At 41.9% G+C, this 17,818-nt stretch carries 12 protein-coding genes; all 12 read left to right on the top strand.

Going from position 1 to position 17,818, the window contains the following annotated elements; all coding sequences use genetic code 11:
- The first annotated feature begins 6 nt into the window (after nucleotides 1-6).
- The 12 genes from DXY16_RS14350 to DXY16_RS05610 all read left to right on the top strand — a co-directional run bounded on the left by DXY16_RS14350 (nucleotide 7) and on the right by DXY16_RS05610 (nucleotide 17,792).
- A complete protein-coding gene (locus DXY16_RS14350) occupies nucleotides 7-1,185 on the top strand; it encodes a hypothetical protein (RefSeq protein ID WP_137007033.1) in 1,179 nt (392 codons plus the stop codon).
- A complete protein-coding gene (locus DXY16_RS05655) occupies nucleotides 1,178-1,966 on the top strand; it encodes a glycosyltransferase family 2 protein (protein ID WP_115120275.1) in 789 nt (262 codons plus the stop codon). The genes DXY16_RS14350 and DXY16_RS05655 overlap by 8 nt, the downstream gene beginning before the upstream one ends.
- A 7-nt stretch (nucleotides 1,967-1,973) precedes the next feature.
- On the top strand, nucleotides 1,974-3,344 hold the full coding sequence (locus DXY16_RS14345) for a phenylacetate--CoA ligase family protein (protein WP_137007032.1): 1,371 nt from the start codon (nucleotides 1,974-1,976) through the stop codon (nucleotides 3,342-3,344).
- 63 nt (nucleotides 3,345-3,407) lie between these two features.
- A complete protein-coding gene (locus tag DXY16_RS05650; RefSeq protein WP_198410753.1) occupies nucleotides 3,408-5,459 on the top strand; it encodes a bi-domain-containing oxidoreductase in 2,052 nt (683 codons plus the stop codon).
- Entirely contained in the window at nucleotides 5,459-6,673 is a 1,215-nt protein-coding gene (gene wecC, locus DXY16_RS05645) for a UDP-N-acetyl-D-mannosamine dehydrogenase (RefSeq protein ID WP_115120273.1), read from the top strand. The genes DXY16_RS05650 and wecC overlap by 1 nt, the downstream gene beginning before the upstream one ends.
- Nucleotides 6,666-8,540 carry a heparinase II/III family protein gene (locus DXY16_RS05640; protein WP_137007031.1) on the top strand — a complete coding sequence of 625 codons (1,875 nt, stop codon included), beginning with the start codon at nucleotides 6,666-6,668 and terminating at the stop codon, nucleotides 8,538-8,540. Before wecC ends, DXY16_RS05640 begins: the two co-directional genes overlap by 8 nt.
- Before the next feature lie 2 nt (nucleotides 8,541-8,542).
- Entirely contained in the window at nucleotides 8,543-9,769 is a 1,227-nt protein-coding gene (locus DXY16_RS05635; RefSeq protein WP_115120271.1) for a glycosyltransferase family 4 protein, read from the top strand.
- Nucleotides 9,766-10,641 (top strand): SDR family oxidoreductase, encoded by an 876-nt coding sequence (locus DXY16_RS05630; protein WP_115120270.1) that lies wholly within the window; start codon nucleotides 9,766-9,768, stop codon nucleotides 10,639-10,641. Before DXY16_RS05635 ends, DXY16_RS05630 begins: the two co-directional genes overlap by 4 nt.
- A 26-nt stretch (nucleotides 10,642-10,667) precedes the next feature.
- Complete coding sequence (locus tag DXY16_RS05625) at nucleotides 10,668-11,627, top strand: glycosyltransferase family 4 protein (protein ID WP_244281570.1); 960 nt, start codon at nucleotides 10,668-10,670, stop codon at nucleotides 11,625-11,627.
- A gap of 25 nt (nucleotides 11,628-11,652) precedes the next feature.
- A complete protein-coding gene (locus DXY16_RS05620; RefSeq protein ID WP_115120268.1) occupies nucleotides 11,653-13,539 on the top strand; it encodes a nucleoside-diphosphate sugar epimerase/dehydratase in 1,887 nt (628 codons plus the stop codon).
- A 589-nt stretch (nucleotides 13,540-14,128) separates the two neighbouring features.
- Nucleotides 14,129-15,082 (top strand): UDP-glucuronic acid decarboxylase family protein, encoded by a 954-nt coding sequence (locus DXY16_RS05615; protein WP_115120267.1) that lies wholly within the window; start codon nucleotides 14,129-14,131, stop codon nucleotides 15,080-15,082.
- A gap of 1,258 nt (nucleotides 15,083-16,340) precedes the next feature.
- Entirely contained in the window at nucleotides 16,341-17,792 is a 1,452-nt protein-coding gene (locus DXY16_RS05610; protein WP_170953860.1) for a nucleotide sugar dehydrogenase, read from the top strand.
- Nucleotides 17,793-17,818 lie beyond the last annotated feature (26 nt).

Raw genomic sequence — 17,818 nt, 5'->3', positions numbered from 1 at the left:
ATAATCATGTCTATCCTATTCCTTTCTTCTATCTATTGTTTCATTCTTACTGTTTTTTATAAACCTTTGTATTTCTACGGTTTTTTCCTCATACTAGCTTCTCTTTTTATCTCAAATAATTTCTCTGTTTCCTTGGCGATTCCAATAAAAAAATATTGTATCGGCATATTGCTTATCATTGTTTATTTTTCAGCGCGTTTCTTTTTCGTTGACTCCTCGCTTTACAGTGAAATTATTATTCTTCGTCAATATTTTGCTTGGTTTTTTGTTCTTTTTCTTGTTGATTTTGCAGCCGCTTCCCTAGAGCTTTATTATCCATCTAAATCCAATTTTTTTCCAAAACTATTTCTAAGTATGCTGTTTGTAGTATTTGCTTTACTACTTTTAGAGTGGTTTTATCCTTCGTTCCCCTTATTCACTTCTATGCTTAAAGAAAGCTCAAGACTGATCACAGGTTCAACTCAATTGTTAAGCGCTCGTGTTTACGGGTTAACTGGCAGACCATCTACAACCGGATCACTATTGGTTGTTTTATTTGTATCTATTACTCAATCTTTTTCTTACCTCAAGAATAAACCATATTTATCATTCATCAGCTTTGCAATATTTTGCATTGCTTTTATTCTTATTGCATCAGGTACAGCAGCTGGACTCGTATTGGCTTCTCTAATTTTTTACTATATTCTAGTCCCCTATTATCAGTTTCCCATATATTTGGCTAAACGCCTCAAATTTTCTACCACTTTTCTTGTTATCCTCGTAATCTTTTCACTGATTCTGTTTTTGTTTTTCACCTATGCTGAATATATTTTTCCTATGTTTAGCCTCCGTTATATTTCATATCTTTTTGTTGATCATAAGATCTGGCGGCTTTCTCTGGTCTTTTCATCTGAGCATCCTCTCTTAGGTTATACGCATTCAGTTCTAGATCATGTCGGTTTCGGTAGTGATTTTGGTTACTTAGAAATATATTATTATCTTGGCTTTATCGGCAGTGTTCTGCTTGGTATACTATTGATATCTATTTCACCCTCCTTCACTACTGTTCTTTTCCTTTTGGCAAGTTTACATTATAATCTTTTGTTTACCTCTGCGGGTTCAGTTGTTTTTGCTCTTACTGCAATTATTTCGTCTAGATATTATCATAGTATCAATCCTCGAACTATAGGACCAGCTTATGACTAGTCACCCTAACTTTACTCCTAAGATCTCTATTATTTCGCCTATATATAATGTCAATTCTTTTCTCGTTTCCACGCATGAATCTATAAAAGCACAGACCTTTTTTGACTGGGAATGGATCATTGTCAATGATGGATCGACAGATTCATCAGCCGAAATTTGTAATACTCTTGCATCAACTGATCCTCGTATCAGACTATTTCATCTTCCTCGTAATATGGGTCGTGGGTTTGCAAGAAACTTTGCTCTTTTCCATGTGAAATCTCCTTTTACGACTATCTGGGATGTTGATGATACATACCCATCTACTCGTTTGGCAAATATATTTAATTTACTGAACTCTGGTTGCGACTATTGTTGGGAACCTGTATATATTGTCAATAGTAAAAACGCTATCCTACGTAAACTTCCATACGCCGGCTTATCGTATTTTCCTCTCCCTTTTCATAATACTCTTTCATACAAAACTTCCCTCGGCCTCTCATATCTTTACCAGATGTTGGGTACTTATGGCGGAATAGGTGAAGACTATTATTTAGTTTATGCCCTAGCTGTCAAACATACAGGTAAAAGCATTCCTAGCTATTCCCGATATTTCCTTTCTCGTGAACAATCTAATTTAAAAACTTTCCATAGTCACCTAGGGCGCATTCTCGCTTTAATCAGAATATTTTTCAACCAGGATCTACCCTTTACAAGGCGTTTATGTCTTTTCTCTATCTATAGCCCTAAAGCAATTGTTGGTTTGGCATTTAGCTCGATTAGATTTATTTTCAACCGTTAACAAAATAATGAAAGGAAAGTTGTATCATCGCCTGCCATGTCAATTTCAAAATGCTGTTTGTTCAATTAACGGTTATTTTCTAAACCGACGTCGTTATGGCGGTGACTTTACTAAACGATTGCAAGACTCTATTTACAGATCAGAACAATCGATAGACTTTATTCGTCAATATCAAAATGAACGATTAAAACTTCTTTTTCTCGCTGCTTCCTTCAGTCCTTTTTGGCGTTCTAAATTTCTCGACTATGGAGTTTCTTTCTCCTCCAAGTGTCCTTTAGATGATCTTGTTAAGTTGCCAATTATCACCAAGAAAGAGGTTCAACGCAATCTAGCAATAATACCACCTGCTTCTGATTTTATCTCTACCTATACCTCTAATAAACTTATATCATGTCACACAAGTGGTACAACTGGAACTGGGCTAGTCTTCAAAGCTTCTTTATCTGCCGAACGAGAACAGTGGGCTACATGGTGGCGTTATCGTCACTCTCATAACATCTCTTTCAATGATTGGTGCGGAATATTTGCTGGTAGACCAATAGTAAGCCCCAATCAGACTAAACCACCTTATTGGAGGCTAAATTATCCAGCTAAACAAATCCTATTCAGTTCATATCATCTTAATGATGATACTGCTTTTTCTTATTTAACTAAAATACGCAGATCCGGCCTACCTTGGCTCCATGGTTACCCATCCTTCTTGGTATTGCTTGCATCATATTGTCAAAAGTATAATTTTGATTTATCTGATCATTTGCGTGTTGTTTCTACAGGTGCAGAGAGTCTGTTAGAGCACCAACGACAACTTCTTTCTGATGTGTTTAAAGTTCCCATATTTGATCACTACGGCCAAGCAGAATATGTTGCAAATATTTCACAACAAAATAATGGCTATTTGCGAGTTGATGAGGATTTTTCCGTTGTAGAACTAATCCCTTCTGATCAACCGAATTCCTATAAACTGATTGGTTCTACTCTTTTTAATATCGCTTTCCCTCTTTTTCGGTATGACACTCAAGATCTAGTTTCTATTAATCCTAATAATTTGCACGACCATTCTGGGTGGAGACTAGTTGATTCTATTGATGGTCGAATCGAGGATTGTCTCGTTCTTTGCGATGGAACTCGAGTCGGTAGGATGGATTTCATCTTAAAAGACTTTCCTTTTATTCAAGAGGCACAGTTCGTACAATATCGACCAGGACATGCCAAGTTGTATTATGTAACTAACCTTTCGAATACACACGACCTAATGAACTCGTTGTTGCAATCAGTGAGGATGCGTTTGGGAGACAAGATTCAAATTGATTTCACTCGTGTGTCAGCTATACCGCGTATTAATTCTTCAAAGCTTAGATTTGTCCTTTCCCATCTCTAATTTTCCATATTTACTACTATGAAACAAGTAATTCTTTCACTACGTACCGGTAAATGTGAAATTTTGGAGGTTCCCTCGCCTTCTCTTTCAACAGGTCACCTTCTCATACAAACATATTCCTCATTATTATCCTCTGGTACAGAGCGTATGCTTGTAGATTTTGGCAAATCTGGGTTCATTGATAAAGCTAAGAAACAACCTCATAAGGTTAAGCAACTTATGGATAAAGTACGTACTGATGGTCCAAAGCCTGCTATTGAGTCCGTTCAAAGCAAACTTGATGATCCCCTAGCCCTTGGATATTGCAATGTTGGCGTTGTTTTATCAGTTGGCCAGAACGTACTTGGCTTCTCTGTTGGAGACCGTGTCATATCTAATGGTCCACATGCTGAGATTGTCTCAGTTCCTCATCATCTCTGTGCTCGTATACCAGATAATGTAAGTGATCAATCTGCCCTGTTCACTGTTCTCGCTTCCATTGGTTTGCAGGGCGTTCGATTATCTAAGCCTACTTTTGGAGAAACATACCTAGTTAGTGGCTTAGGTTTAATTGGATTGCTTACTGGGCAAATATTAATTGCACATGGATGTCGTGTCTTGGGTCTCGATCCTGATTTATCAAAATGCACGATTGCTGAAACATTTGGTATACAATCTATCTGTACTTCGAAGCATGACGACCCCATTTCATGGTGTATGAGTCAAACTTCTGGTATTGGTGTTGATGGTGTTCTCATTACTGCCTCTACAACTTCTTCCGAACCAGTTGATATCGCATCTACAGTCTGTCGTCAGCGTGGTCGTATTGTGTTAGTTGGTGTTTCAGGTTTGCAACTTAAGCGTGATTTATTTTATAAAAAAGAGCTTTCCTTTCAAGTCAGTTGTTCTTATGGACCTGGGCGTTATGATTCATCTTACGAGCTTCTTGGCAATGATTATCCTATTGGTTTTGTTAGATGGACTGAGCAGCGTAATTTTTCAGCTGTACTTGAAGCACTTTCACGGGGTTCATTGTCAACAGAAGGCCTCATCTCCCATCACTTTTCTTTTCAGGATGCCCCAAATGCTTATGAGTTACTCACAAGTTCTGAGCCCTCGTTGGGCATTATATTGACATATTCTCTTAAATCTGCTTCTCCCAAATCTACAGTTAATCTGCCTTTTGCCGATTTTAAGAGCAAACCTTCGATCCCTGCCCTCAGTTTTATTGGTTGTGGAAACTATTCTCGTAGGATACTTATCCCCGCCTTCGCTTCTGCAGGCGGTAGTTTTCATACCCTCTGTGCTATTTCTGGCATAGGTCCAGTTTATTATGGTAAGAAGTTTGGTTTTCGTAATGCAACAACAGATCCCAATAATGCTATTTCTAATCCATCGGTCAATGCTGTTGTTATAGCAACTCGCCACGATAGTCATGCATATTATGTTATCAAGGCTTTGTCCGCTCGCAAACATGTATTTGTTGAAAAACCTCTTTGCCTCTCTCTTGATGAATTAGCAGCTATCGAGTCTAGTTATACTGGTGACAGTTTACTTATGGTTGGCTTTAATAGACGTTTTGCTCCTCTCACTGTTGAACTTAAGCAACATATATCCGTCCTTACAGGACCAAAGGCATTTGTATATACTTGTAATGCTGGTTCTGTATCACCTGACCATTGGGTTCATGATTCCAAAATTGGTGGAGGACGTTTATTAGGCGAAGCTTGTCACTTTGTCGATCTTCTTCGCTTCCTTGTAGATAGTCCTATAGACACCCTTCATCTATTCAAGGCTTCTGACTCAATGGCCCGTTCGGACACATTTTCTCTTCAACTTCGTTTTGTTGATGGATCAATTGGTACCATTCACTATTTTGCGAATGGTCATAAGTCCTTTCCTAAGGAGCGCATCGAGGTTTTCGCTGGCACAAAGGTCTTTTGCCTATCCAATTTCCGCAAACTTCAAGCTTGGGGAGTAGAGGGTTTCCGAACTCGACGTCTTTTATCTCAAAATAAAGGTCAAGTTCAATGTTCTGCTGCTTTTCTCAGATCAATTGCTACTGGTTCTAGTAGTCCTATACCCATATCTCAAATTTTTGAGGTACAACGCTTACTTTTACAGGTATTAGATTAATGAGTACATGTTGCATCCTTGGCCTCGGCTATATTGGCCTTCCAACTGCTGCTCTATTGGCAAAAGTAGGTCATCGTGTTTTTGGTGTAGACATCAATCCCGATGTTGTAAACATTGTCAACGATGGAAATGTTCATATTATTGAACCTGATTTAGAACAATCTGTCGCTGATGGTGTTTCATCAGGTAATCTTTCGGCTCAATTGTTTCCATGCTCTGCTGATATTTTTATTATAACTGTGCCCACTCCTTTTGACACCTCTCACAATAGTATCCCTCAACCTAATATAGAATTTGTGTTGACTGCGGTACAGTCTATTGCTCCATATCTTCTTCCTGGTAACTTAGTATTACTAGAATCCACTTCTCCGGTAGGCACTACTGAGCAAGTTTGTGTATTGCTTGAGGAGATTAGCGGTCTCACTAAAGATCAATTAAGCATAGCCTATTGCCCAGAGCGTGTTTTACCTGGACGTATTCTTTCTGAACTGGTCAATAATGATCGTGTAATTGGTGGTTTGACTTACAGCGCATCTCAGCATGCTAGAAGGTTTTACTCCACTTTTTGCGACGGAGAGCTTTATCTGACGGACTCTCGTACTGCAGAGCTTGTTAAACTTGCAGAAAATAGCTTCCGCGATGTAAATATTGCTTTTGCCAATGAGCTTTCAATTATTTGCCATGAGTTAGATATTGATATTAGTAATATGATACGTTTGGCCAATCACCATCCCAGAGTTAATATTTTACAACCTGGTTGTGGTGTTGGGGGGCACTGTATAGCAGTAGATCCTTGGTTTATTGCCTCTGCTCTTCCTAACTCTACCCCTCTCATCCAAGCCGCTCGGCTCGTTAACGATCAAAAAAGTCTCTGGGTTGTACAACAAGTTAAGTCACGAGCTGATTCTCTTGCCTCTCAATTAGAACGTCCAGTACAAATAGGCCTTCTTGGCATCACTTTCAAGCCTGATGTCGATGATCTGCGTCAATCCCCGGCTCTCAATATTGTCTCAGAAATAATTTCGTCAGGTCTAAATGTTCTTGTCTGTGAACCTAACCTTGTTAGCCATCCTGACTTCAGACTATATTCTATCGATTCTGTTCTTGCCAATGCTGATCTGCTTGTTTTCTTAGTTGCTCATACCGATTTTAAAAGACTTCGCCTCCTTGATCGTCCCATATTAGATTTCTGTGGGGTCACTAACATTGTTTAAGCCCAACTTTCCTTTTTTTGCTTCCTATTATCGGCGCTTATTTCGCACTTTGCTTGATATAGGTCCTATCCGGCTTAAACGTCGCATAGTATATGATATTCATAAGTTTTTTGATAGTTTTCTACCCTCTAACTGCTCCCTTGCTTTGGCTGATGCCAATAATTCCAATCCAGGATGGCGTCCTGTACTTCGTGAGCTTTATTGTCATGGTCTCCATCCACCGGCAAGTCTAGAACGACCTCTTTCTTCAATACGTTTTTCTTTTCTTCAACAGGAACGTCAACTATTTTTCCCCTTCTCGTGGAATGATTCTTCTTGGCCCCGACTATGGCAATTCCATTTACATTATTTTGATTGGGCTCGTGATTGGCTCGAACATGCATTGATATCTAAATCCTGGTCATTTGACGCTATTGCTTTAGAACAACTTCTTGATCATTGGATCTCAGCAAATACACCTGGAAATGGTGATGGTTGGAATAGTTACACTATTTCTCTCCGTACCAGGAATTGGATTTGGTTATTCCGTTGTTGCCCTGAGCTTATATCTTCATCGCGATTACAATCTCTTTGGCAGCAGTTGCGTTGGTTACAGTCTCATCCTGAGCATTGTCATGGAGGTAATCATTGGATAGAAAATCTAACTGCCTTGGCGCTTGGCGGTCTTCAATTTTTTGGACCTGATGCCTATTCCATGCACATTCGGGCCCTATACCTACTTGAAATAGAGATTAAAACTCAAATACTATCGGACGGAGGGCATGAAGAGCGCTCTGCTTGTTATCATCTCTTGCTATTAGACCGTTTGGTTGAACTAGGTTTTGCCATTGCGTTAATTACCCATCAACGCCCGTCTTGGCTCGTTTCCGCCATTAGAAAAATGGCGTCATGGGCCTCCTCAGTACGTTTATATAATGGCCAATATCCACGTTTCAACGACAGTCCAGTTGATATATCCCCGTCACTTGATGAGGTGGTATCGTTTGCTCAAATATATCTCAATCAATCACATTGTTCAGAAAACAACTTCTTTCTTACTTCTCCCCTGCGGCGATATTTGGCTTCTTCCTTATTTTCCCTCCCAGAATCTTCCTCCAATCGCCGACCACTCACGATTTCTCCTAGTGTCCTCGATTTACCTGCAACTGGCTGGACGCTTTTACGACCTGGATATGGTTGGGAGCTCATTTTTAAATGTGGTGTTCCTTGTCCTCCACATCTCCCTGCACATGTCCATTCCGATCAATTGAGTTTTGACCTAACCTACTTTGGCCAACCAGTTATCAGTGAAACTGGTACTAGTATTTACCGCTATTGTTCAGATCGTCTATACGAAAGGTCTGGTGCTGCTCATAATGTATTGCAACTTGGTTTCTCTTCTCCATCTGGTGAAATTGATTGGGTTGAACCTGTAGATGTTTGGGGAAGTTTCCGTGCAGGTCGAAAAGCCTTACCTCGACATCGCGAATGCTCTCATTCATCTGATCAAGTCTACTTCGCTGCAGGCAGCCATAATGGTTTCGACAGTAGAGGTGCACAACATCATCGTCGTGTTCAGCTAAGCGCTGCTTCTTCCGACCAGATTACGCTTATTATCGAGGATAGTGTTTCTACGCACGTTCCTTTATACTTCCGTCTTTGGTTGCATCTTTCTCCCAGCTCCCCTACTTCACTATTAAATTCTCTGCTTATTGACGCTTCCTCTGCCTTAGATGTTAAAACCTTTTGGCAACCCACATGGTTTGCCATGGGGTTAGGTCACCGTTTGCCTAGTCAAAGTTTCTGTATCATTGGTTTTTTGCCCTCAGGTGACCACCTTCTCAGAGTAACTCTCCCGCTATCCGTTGCCTTCCTTACACCCTCATAGGAATGCCTAGACTTTGGCTTATTAACCAGTTTGCTAACACTCCTGATCTCCCTGGTCATACCCGTCAATACGAGGTAGCCGCAAGTCTTGTTAACAATGGATGGGATGTTTCAGTTTTTTCGTCTGACTTCAATCTAGCTCAACGTAAATATCGGCGCCTTCGTTTTCCCCAATTAGCATCTAAGGAAACACCTTCTGGTATCCACTGGTTCTGGCTTTGGGTTTTCCCTTACCGATGTAACAACTGGAGAAGGCAACTCAATATGTTGAGTTTCTGTTTTCATCTCGCCCTGAGATTGCTTCCTACTGGATTGTTTGGAATTCTCACCGGCAAAGGTCCTAACGTTATACTTGCGAGTTCTCCTCAACTTCCAGCTGCATTCACAGCTTTATGTATTGCACGTCTTTATCATATACCTTTCGTACTGGAAGTTCGTGATCTCTGGCCCCAAGTATTGATTGATCAATGCGGCAAAAGTCGCAATAATATCCTGGTTCGCCTCCTTAGCTTTATGGAAAGTTATATTTATTCTCACTCTTCTCAGCTTGTTGTCTTAGCTAAAGGTGCTGTTTCTTATGTGGAAGCTCGTGGAGCCAGGCATATTGAATGGTTACCTAATGGTCCCGATTTAGACTTGTTTATTCCAACCCCTCTTCCTCCCGAAAGAACAAATTTCAAGGTTCTTTACGCTGGAGCTCATGGTGTCGCAAATGGTCTTGATAATGTAATAGAGGCGGCTCGCTTACTTGAGAACAAATCACTTCCTATATCAATTCAATTTCTCGGAGATGGCCCTGAAAAGGATAAATTAATTCAACTTGCTTCTGACTTGAATTCAGTCACGTTTAGCGAACCGGTGCCTAAATCTTTAATTCCTGAGATAATGGCAGATGCAGATGCAATTTTGTTGTCTCTTATTGACGTACCTCTTTTTCGTTATGCAGTCTCCCCAAACAAGCTTTATGATGCTTATGCTTTAGGGCGACCAGTTATAACTACAGTTCCAGGTGATATTAATACCGAGGTTGAAAGCTATAAGCTTGGTTTTACTGCTCTTCCTGGTATACCTGAAGATCTAGCCTTTGCTATTCAACAACTTTTTGAAACCTCTATCCTAGAAAGAAAAGCTATGGCCGAAAGGGCTGTTGTGCTCTCTAAAACGGTTTACTCTCGACAGCTTATTAACGTTCGATTTAATGCTTTGTTGCGCACTGTGATTGGCCAATGACTATTTCTGTTTCTGGAGCCAATGGCTTTACGGGTCGATTTGTCTGTTCTGAATTACTTCGCCGTCAGCTTCCCTTTATTGCTGTACTTCGTCCCGGTAATGACCCATCCTGGATGTTAAATAAACGAATACGATACCGCTTTGCCGATCTAGAAGATCCTCAGCAGTTTGTTCATGCACTTCGGGGGTGTAGCTCTCTTTTGCATGTTGCATCTATTGGCTTTGGAAGTGCACCTTCCATTATTGAGTCATGCAAAAGGGCCGGTATCTCTAGAGTTGTTTTTGTCAGCACAACTTCTATTTATACGAAATTAAATGCCGGCTCTAAAAAAGTTCGTTTGGCTGCAGAAGCCTCGATCAAGTCTAGTTCTTTAGACTATACTATCATTCGACCCACAATGATTTATGGTACAAATAGGGATAGAAACATGATACGTCTAGTTCGGTGGATCGATCGCTGGCCTATCCTTCCAGTGTTTGGCGATGGCCTCTCTCTTCAACAACCAGTGCATGTATCCGATGTTGCATGGACTCTTGTTGAGTCCCTGCAACATCCCGAATCCATTGGTCTTGATTTCAATATCTCAGGTGAAGAACCACTCACCTATAACGAAGTAGTTCGTCTGATTGCTTTCTATTTAGGCCGCCCTTTAATCCGTATACATATACCCTTTACTCCTGTTGTTTACCTGCTCAAACTGTTAGAATTCTTCCAACTATTTTTACCATTGAAATCCGAGCAGATTCTCCGCTTAAACGAAAATAAAAATTTCTCATACACTAATGCAGCTCACATTCTTGGGTATAAACCCATCTCTTTTCATGAGGGAATACAAATGGAGGTTTCTCTTTATCGCGGTATAGATCTATGAATGTAATATTAGTATCCTGTGTTGTCTTGCTTTCTGCTTCAATAAGTTGGTTCCTTATAGGTATCTTAATTCCTTTATTAAAGCTTCGTTTTCTCGATAACCCTAATCACCGTAGCTCTCACACCAATCCAACCCCTGTTGGCGGGGGTATTGTATTTGTATTCGTATCTTCTATTGCCAGTACTCTCTTCATAATATTCTCAGGCTACTCTTCATTAGCTCTTTTACCGCTTGCGACCGTTCCTATTGCATTTGTTGGTTTTTTAGATGATTGTCATGATCTCCCTCGTATTTTGCGATACGGAGCGCACTTGGCTATGGCAGTTTTCATATTATTAACCTCTCCTCTTCCGCATGAATCTATTTTGCAAATTACAAATTTGCCTCTTCTCATATCTTCCTTGGTTTTGTTTATAATTATAGTTACTGCTGTTATTAACTTTACCAATTTCATGGATGGTCTCGATGGTTTATTGGCAGGTTGTATGTCTGTTCTTCTCGCTACCCTTGCTTTCCATCTAAGTGCACCTTGGCCCATTTGGTCATTGTTGGGCTCAATTCTCGGTTTCTTGATTTGGAATTGGAGTCCAGCAAAATTATTTATGGGTGATTCAGGAAGTACTTTTTTAGGATCCATATTTATTGCATTGGTTTTATATGCACACTCCTGGTTAGATGCTCTTTCTTTTTTGATAGTTTCGACCCCTTTGTTGGCTGATGCTTCTTTGAGTGTTTGTCGCCGTTTCCTAGCTCGTCAACCGATCTTTCAAGCTCACCGCCTACATTTGTTTCAGAGGTTGACGCAGGCTGGATGGAATCATCGCCAAGTCTCTCTTCTTTATATCTTATCAACTACATTTTTGTCTATTGTTTATCTATATTTTGATTTTATGGTTTTGGTTTTGGCTGGCTTATTGGTACTTGTCCTTGGTTTTTTGCTAGATAGGTTTATTGCTGTTCCTTTTCATCTTGCCTCTCGCGCCTGATTCTCTCGAATTGTTTAGTCATTAAATGGTTTTGCTTGATCCTATTCTCCGACTCCCTCCTAGTTTTCGGCGCTTTCTTCTGGTATTTATTGATATTTTACTCCTTTCCTTATCGGTTTGGCTCAGTTTTTGGCTTCGTCTCGCAAATCCTTTTCACCTCTCATTCCAGGTGTCTGGCAGTTGGATGTTACCGGCGATATTGCTCTTGGGTTTACCCATTTATGCACTTACAGGATTATATAAGGGGCTAACACGGTACGTAGGTAGTATTGCTGTTTATCGGCTTGCTTACCGTAATGGTCTTCTTGTCTTACTTCTTGTCTTAGTCGGTATAACCTTCAGGTTGCCAATGCCACCACGCAGTAGCTGGTTACTCTTATGGTTATTACTCACAGGTTTCACTGGAGCCATACGCTTTATTTTCCGAGATATTTTACTTTCACTAAACTCCGTCAGGAAAAAGCAAACGGTTCGAGTTGCCATTTATGGAGCTGGTCAAGCAGGAGCTCAGTTAGCAGCAGCTCTCCGTCTTGGTGGCAATCATCAGATAATTACTTTTCTTGATGATGCACCCTTTCTTTGGGAACGTACACTCAACGGTACCCCTATACAACCTCCGCAGGTTCTTCATCAGATTTATAACCAAATTGACCAGGTTCTACTTGCGATCCCATCTCTTACTCGTAGTGAACGTCGACAGATTGTGTTTGAGCTTAGAAAATTATCTATTCCAGTCATGCATATTCCTTCTGTAAATGATCTTACCTCTGGTATATCTCTTATTAACTCTTTGCGTCCAATATCTATTGAGGATCTCCTCGGTCGTGATCCTGTTACTCCAGATCCTTCACTTATGGCTCCTGCTATTAGAGGGGCTGTTGTCTGCGTCACAGGTGCGGGTGGCTCCATTGGTAGTGAACTTTGCCGTCAGATCTTAAAACTTAATCCCAAGCGACTAATTCTCCTTGAACAAAGTGAGCCTTCACTATATTCTATTGAGCAAGAGTTACTTGCCACAGAGGCTTCCAACGTACCCGTACAAGCAGTTCTTGGTAGTACGTCAGATTCCGTCCTCCTTCAACATTTGTTTTCTACCTCTCCGGTAGATGTAGTCTTTCATGCTGCAGCTTATAAACATGTACCTCTTGTTCAGAGCAATCCGCTCTCCGGCTTGTCTAATAATGTTTTTGGTACACGTCATGTCTGTCAAGCAGCTACACGTTGCGGCGTACCTCTTCTTATCATGATTTCTTCTGATAAAGCCGTCAGGCCTACTAACATTATGGGTGCTAGTAAGCGGCTTGCAGAGTTAATATTACAGGCTTTTGCAGATGAGCAGTCACAACTTTCTAAGACTCGATTTGCTCCATTCACTCGTTTGGCGATGGTTCGTTTTGGGAATGTTCTTGGTTCTTCTGGATCCGTTGTACCTTTATTTAGGCGCCAGATCGCTTCAGGTGGGCCAATTACACTAACCCATCCTGAGATAATCAGGTTTTTCATGACCATTTACGAATCAGCTCAGTTAGTTTTACAAACAGCTTCTTTAGCTCAAGGTGGTGATGTATTTCTTCTCGATATGGGTGATCCTGTTCGTATTAAAGATTTAGCCGAACAGATGGTAAGCCTTTGTGGTCTTTCTCTTAGAGATGCATCTAATCCTACTGGAGATATCGAAATCATTCATACTGGTTTGAGGCCTGGTGAAAAACTGTACGAGGAACTTTTAATTGATGCTACATCGGAGCCCACTCAGCATCCTTTGATTTTTCGAGCTAAAGAAGCCTCTATTCCTCCAGATGAGTTATGGCCTCTCATAGATGATCTTGAGGACGCTGTTTTTTCTCATGATGAATCCACAGCCCTCAAAATATTGTCTAAATTGGTTCCAGAATGGCAGCAAAATCACTAACTCCGTGTCTCGTTCAATAGTTATATCACTTGTTAAAATTTTTATTCACCCTATCCAAATCCCCTCCTTTTTTCTTCTGCCTGCTGCTTAGGTTGCGTTGATATTATTTCATTGGCCCTGTTTTTTACTATTCTTCCTTTCCCTTTTTGTCTTTTGTTCCTCAAATCCATCCATATTTTTTCTGGTTTCGGTTTGAGCGTTATTCTCTACTTATGGCTACATGAGTCCTTTGCCTGGCTAATTGTCATAAGGATCCTTTCACATTCCATCATTCTTGCATCATACGTGAGATACCACTCACTAGGCATGTCTTTCTTTTTAACTACTCCATTGCTTGAACCTCCAGTCCAATTTTTTTGATTCGCGCCTGCTAATCCGTATTATTTTTTTCCCATTTGTTCTTTGGGTTCCCCCAAGTACTTCTTAAATGTATTCTTTGTCTTTGGTGATTCACTTTAAATTTTCTTCCATATGGCTAGGGTTTGTGCCTATATCCTGTAACTATAAACATACTATTATGGCTATTGCGATCCCATGTTTAGCCTTTAGAGTGAAGTTCCTGTAAACTCAATTCTTTCCCCTTTTTGTAATGCCTTCTTCCATAACTCGCAATCTCATCACTGGTGGAGCCGGTTTTCTTGGATCTCATCTATGCGACCGATTGATGGAAGATGGAGAAGAAGTTATCTGCTTAGATAATTATTTCACAGGACGTAAGGCCAATATTTTAAAATGGATTGGTCATCCAAATTTTGAAATTATCCGCCATGATGTTACAGACCCTATAAAACTCGAAGTTGATCGGATTTGGCATTTGGCATGCCCAGCTTCACCTGTACATTATCAGTTTAACCCCGTTAAAACCGCCAAAACTAGTTTTCTTGGTACCTACAACATGCTCGGCCTTGCCCGCAGGGTAGGAGCACGTTTGTTGTTGGCCAGTACCAGTGAAGTTTATGGTGATCCTGAAGTTCACCCTCAACCAGAGAGTTATTTGGGTTGCGTTAATCCAATTGGTATTCGTAGTTGTTATGACGAAGGCAAACGAATTGCTGAATCTCTATGTTTTGATTACCAAAGGATGCACGGATTGGAGGTTCGTATTATTCGAATCTTCAATACTTACGGTCCTCGTATGTTGCCAGATGATGGCCGTGTTGTTAGTAATTTTATTGTTCAGGCCTTAAAGGGTGAGCCCCTTACTCTTTATGGTGATGGTATTCAATCACGAAGTTTTTGTTTTGTGGACGACTTGATTGAGGGAATGATTCGTTTGATGAATGGATCTTATTCTGGACCAATTAACATTGGTAATCCCGAGGAGTTTACCATCAGACAGCTTGGTGAAAAGGTACGCTTGCTTGTCAATCCTTCCCTTCCCTGGATTAACCTACCCCTTCCTGATGATGACCCACGCCAACGTCAGCCTGATATCTCTCTCGCGACCCGTGAGCTTGGCTGGTCACCATCGGTGACTTTGGATCAAGGCTTGCTTCCTACTATCTCCTGGTTTCGTGATCTACTTGGTCGAAACCTGGCTTAATCCCCGTAACTAATTTCGCCTTTACTTTTTTTCTATATTCTCAACTTTATCTACCTCCCCTCGAACATTATATTCTTGACCCTCTCTTATTGTATTTTTTTCTAAATTGTTTAGCTTTCTGATTCATCATTGGCTCTTCTCTATCGTCTTAAGATCAACAAACTAGAGCTTACTTGACAGGTTGTATTTTCCTGCCATTTCCAATTTTTTGTTAGAATCTATCCCGTATTTATTTTAGGCAATTAACCCTTGTGAGCATTTTTTTATTTATGCTTCATTTGTTGTCTATACTGCCTGCTCCGTTCATACTCTAGGAGCGCCAGTTGAGTTCTTCTTCTTATGTATGTAGCCATTTCTTTGCTCTGAAATCTTTATGTAAGTCCATTCATGCTATTCCGCTTGGTTACTATGGTCTGATTTCGCCGCCTGTTTTTTATGTTTATGGATTGTCCGTTATGATTTTTCATTCATTCTTTGTATTTTTTGTTTTATCTTTATTTTTTCGAGAATGCTTTGTCTTCTCTCCTCTTTTTTGGTCATGCGTTATTTTCCTTCCTTCCGTCATTAACTCTTTAGGTATCCTCTAATATTCTTAGCGCCATTTTTCGAGATTTTTCTCTTGGCTCAGGAATTTATTTACATTGTCGTCAACTCCTGTCTCTCTCGAGCTACTTGTTCATTTATTTCTGTCATATCTCGTCAACTCTCTCCCTGCATGGCTCCCCGCCTCATGCATTCATTCTTTTGTGGACGTCTATATCCATTTTTCCGTTTTGCATATCTCCCCTATCCTCCCTTGCATTGGCACCTATTTTGCTTCAAGCACGACCTTATTCACTCTTTCTGGTTAAGTTTCTGATCATTCGAACTTTACCTGTTTTGATGTTCACTAATTTGGTGTTTGATCATATACATACTTTTCCTCGTTTTGCCATGGACTGATTATTTGCTTTTTACTTTATTGATCTTTCCTGGCTTTATTGTTTCTCTTCCTCTCGACTTCTTCCCCTCTCTGTTTTCTTTCAGCCAGTTCAATGGTTTCCATGCAAATTGTGGCTATTCCTGCTTTCGCTATCCAGGTTTCGCTTTCCATGGTTTACGGTCTCTTACGGTGTCCTCTTCGGCTAAACTCCGTTACTTTGTTTCGACTCTTTCAGTTTCTGTTGTGTCCATTTTTCCGACCATCACTTGGTGATAACCCTTATGTGGCTTTTAGCGATACCCTTTCCTTACTTCATGTCTTAGACCCTGACACTTGATGCCAGCTGCTTTAATCCGCCGCATCTGCTGCATCGGCGCCGGCTATGTGGGCGGCCCCACCATGGCGGTAATTGCCGATCGATGTCCGCAGATCCATGTGACTGTGGTCGATCTCAATGAGCAACGAATCGCTGCCTGGAACGACAGCGACCTAGACAAGTTACCGGTTTATGAGCCCGGCCTCGACGCGGTTGTGGGCCGGGCCCGCGGTCGCAATCTCACCTTTTCCACTGCTGTTGATGAGGCGATCGCCAACGCTGACTTGGTGTTCATTTCTGTGAACACGCCCACGAAAACAAAGGGGTTAGGTGCTGGCCAGGCCAGTGACCTGCGCTGGGTGGAGGCTTGTGCTCGCCAGGTGGCCAAGGTGTCTCAGGGGCACACGATCGTGGTGGAGAAAAGCACTCTTCCGGTGCGCACAGCTCAGGCGATCAAACAGATCCTCAGCGCAGCTCGGGGCTCTGGTGACTCTGCACGCACTTTTTCTGTCTTGTCCAACCCTGAATTTCTGGCGGAGGGCACCGCCATCAGTGATCTGGAGTCCCCTGACAGGGTGCTGATCGGTGGAGAAGAACCAGCAGCCATTGATGCGCTTGCTTCGGTGTATGCCCACTGGGTTCCCCAAGAGAAGATTCTGCGCACCAATCTCTGGAGCAGTGAGCTCTCTAAGCTCACCGCCAACGCCTTTTTAGCCCAACGCATCAGCTCGATCAATTCGATCGCGGCGTTTTGTGAGGCCACCGGTGCGGATGTGCGCGAAGTTTCTCGGGCGATTGGTACAGATAGCAGGATCGGACCCAAGTTCCTTCAGGCAGGTCCTGGTTTTGGTGGCAGCTGCTTTCAGAAAGACATCCTCAATTTGGTCTATCTCTGTCGTCATTTCGGCTTGCCAGAGGTTGCTGATTACTGGGAGAGCGTGGTAGCCCTGAACACCTGGCAGCAACATCGCATCTCTCGTTTAGTCGTCCAGAAATTGTTCGGAACGGTGACAGGCAAGCGTCTGGCTGTGCTTGGTTTTGCGTTTAAGGCCGATACGAATGACACTCGCGAGGCACCGGCGATCCGTATCTGTCGCGATCTGCTTGAGGAGGGGGCTCAGCTATCGATTCACGATCCCAAGGTTGATCCGGAGCAGATTGCCCGCGATCTGCATCTCCCCGCGATCGCAGCTCCAGACCTTTCTGCCCTCCCGTCCCGGGCTGCTCTCAGCGGCGAGGGCACGTGGTGGAAAGGGGCCGATGAGGCGGCCACCATTGCTGGGGCTGATGCGGTGCTGATTCTCACCGAGTGGCAGCAGTACCGTCAGCTCGATTGGACCGTTCTGGCCCCGCTTCTGCGCCAGCCTGCCTGGATCTTTGATGCTCGCTCAGTCGTCGATCCCCCAATCGTCGCCGCCGCTGGCCTGAATCTCTGGCGCGTGGGCGCTGGTGGTGTCGAGTCTGAGGCCTGATCTTTTACTCTCAGCAGTTGGTCTGA

This window comes from Synechococcus sp. UW105, assembly GCF_900473935.1.
Classification (GTDB): Bacteria; Cyanobacteriota; Cyanobacteriia; order PCC-6307; family Cyanobiaceae; genus Synechococcus_C.
Note: the sequence above shows the minus strand (reverse complement) of the source record. Positions and strands in the feature narration are given on the sequence as shown.

Excerpts from the sequence above, each read along its gene's own strand:
- DXY16_RS14345 (WP_137007032.1), top strand. The coding sequence starts at position 1,974 with ATGAAAGGAAAGTTGTATCATCGCCTGCCATGTCAATTTCAAAATGCT.
- DXY16_RS05610 (WP_170953860.1), top strand. The coding sequence starts at position 16,341 with ATGCCAGCTGCTTTAATCCGCCGCATCTGCTGCATCGGCGCCGGCTAT.
- DXY16_RS05615 (WP_115120267.1), top strand. The coding sequence starts at position 14,129 with ATGCCTTCTTCCATAACTCGCAATCTCATCACTGGTGGAGCCGGTTTT.
- wecC (WP_115120273.1), top strand. The coding sequence starts at position 5,459 with ATGAGTACATGTTGCATCCTTGGCCTCGGCTATATTGGCCTTCCAACT.
- DXY16_RS05630 (WP_115120270.1), top strand. The coding sequence starts at position 9,766 with ATGACTATTTCTGTTTCTGGAGCCAATGGCTTTACGGGTCGATTTGTC.
- DXY16_RS14350 (WP_137007033.1), top strand. The coding sequence starts at position 7 with ATGTCTATCCTATTCCTTTCTTCTATCTATTGTTTCATTCTTACTGTT.
- DXY16_RS05635 (WP_115120271.1), top strand. The coding sequence starts at position 8,543 with ATGCCTAGACTTTGGCTTATTAACCAGTTTGCTAACACTCCTGATCTC.
- DXY16_RS05620 (WP_115120268.1), top strand. The coding sequence starts at position 11,653 with ATGGTTTTGCTTGATCCTATTCTCCGACTCCCTCCTAGTTTTCGGCGC.
- DXY16_RS05655 (WP_115120275.1), top strand. The coding sequence starts at position 1,178 with ATGACTAGTCACCCTAACTTTACTCCTAAGATCTCTATTATTTCGCCT.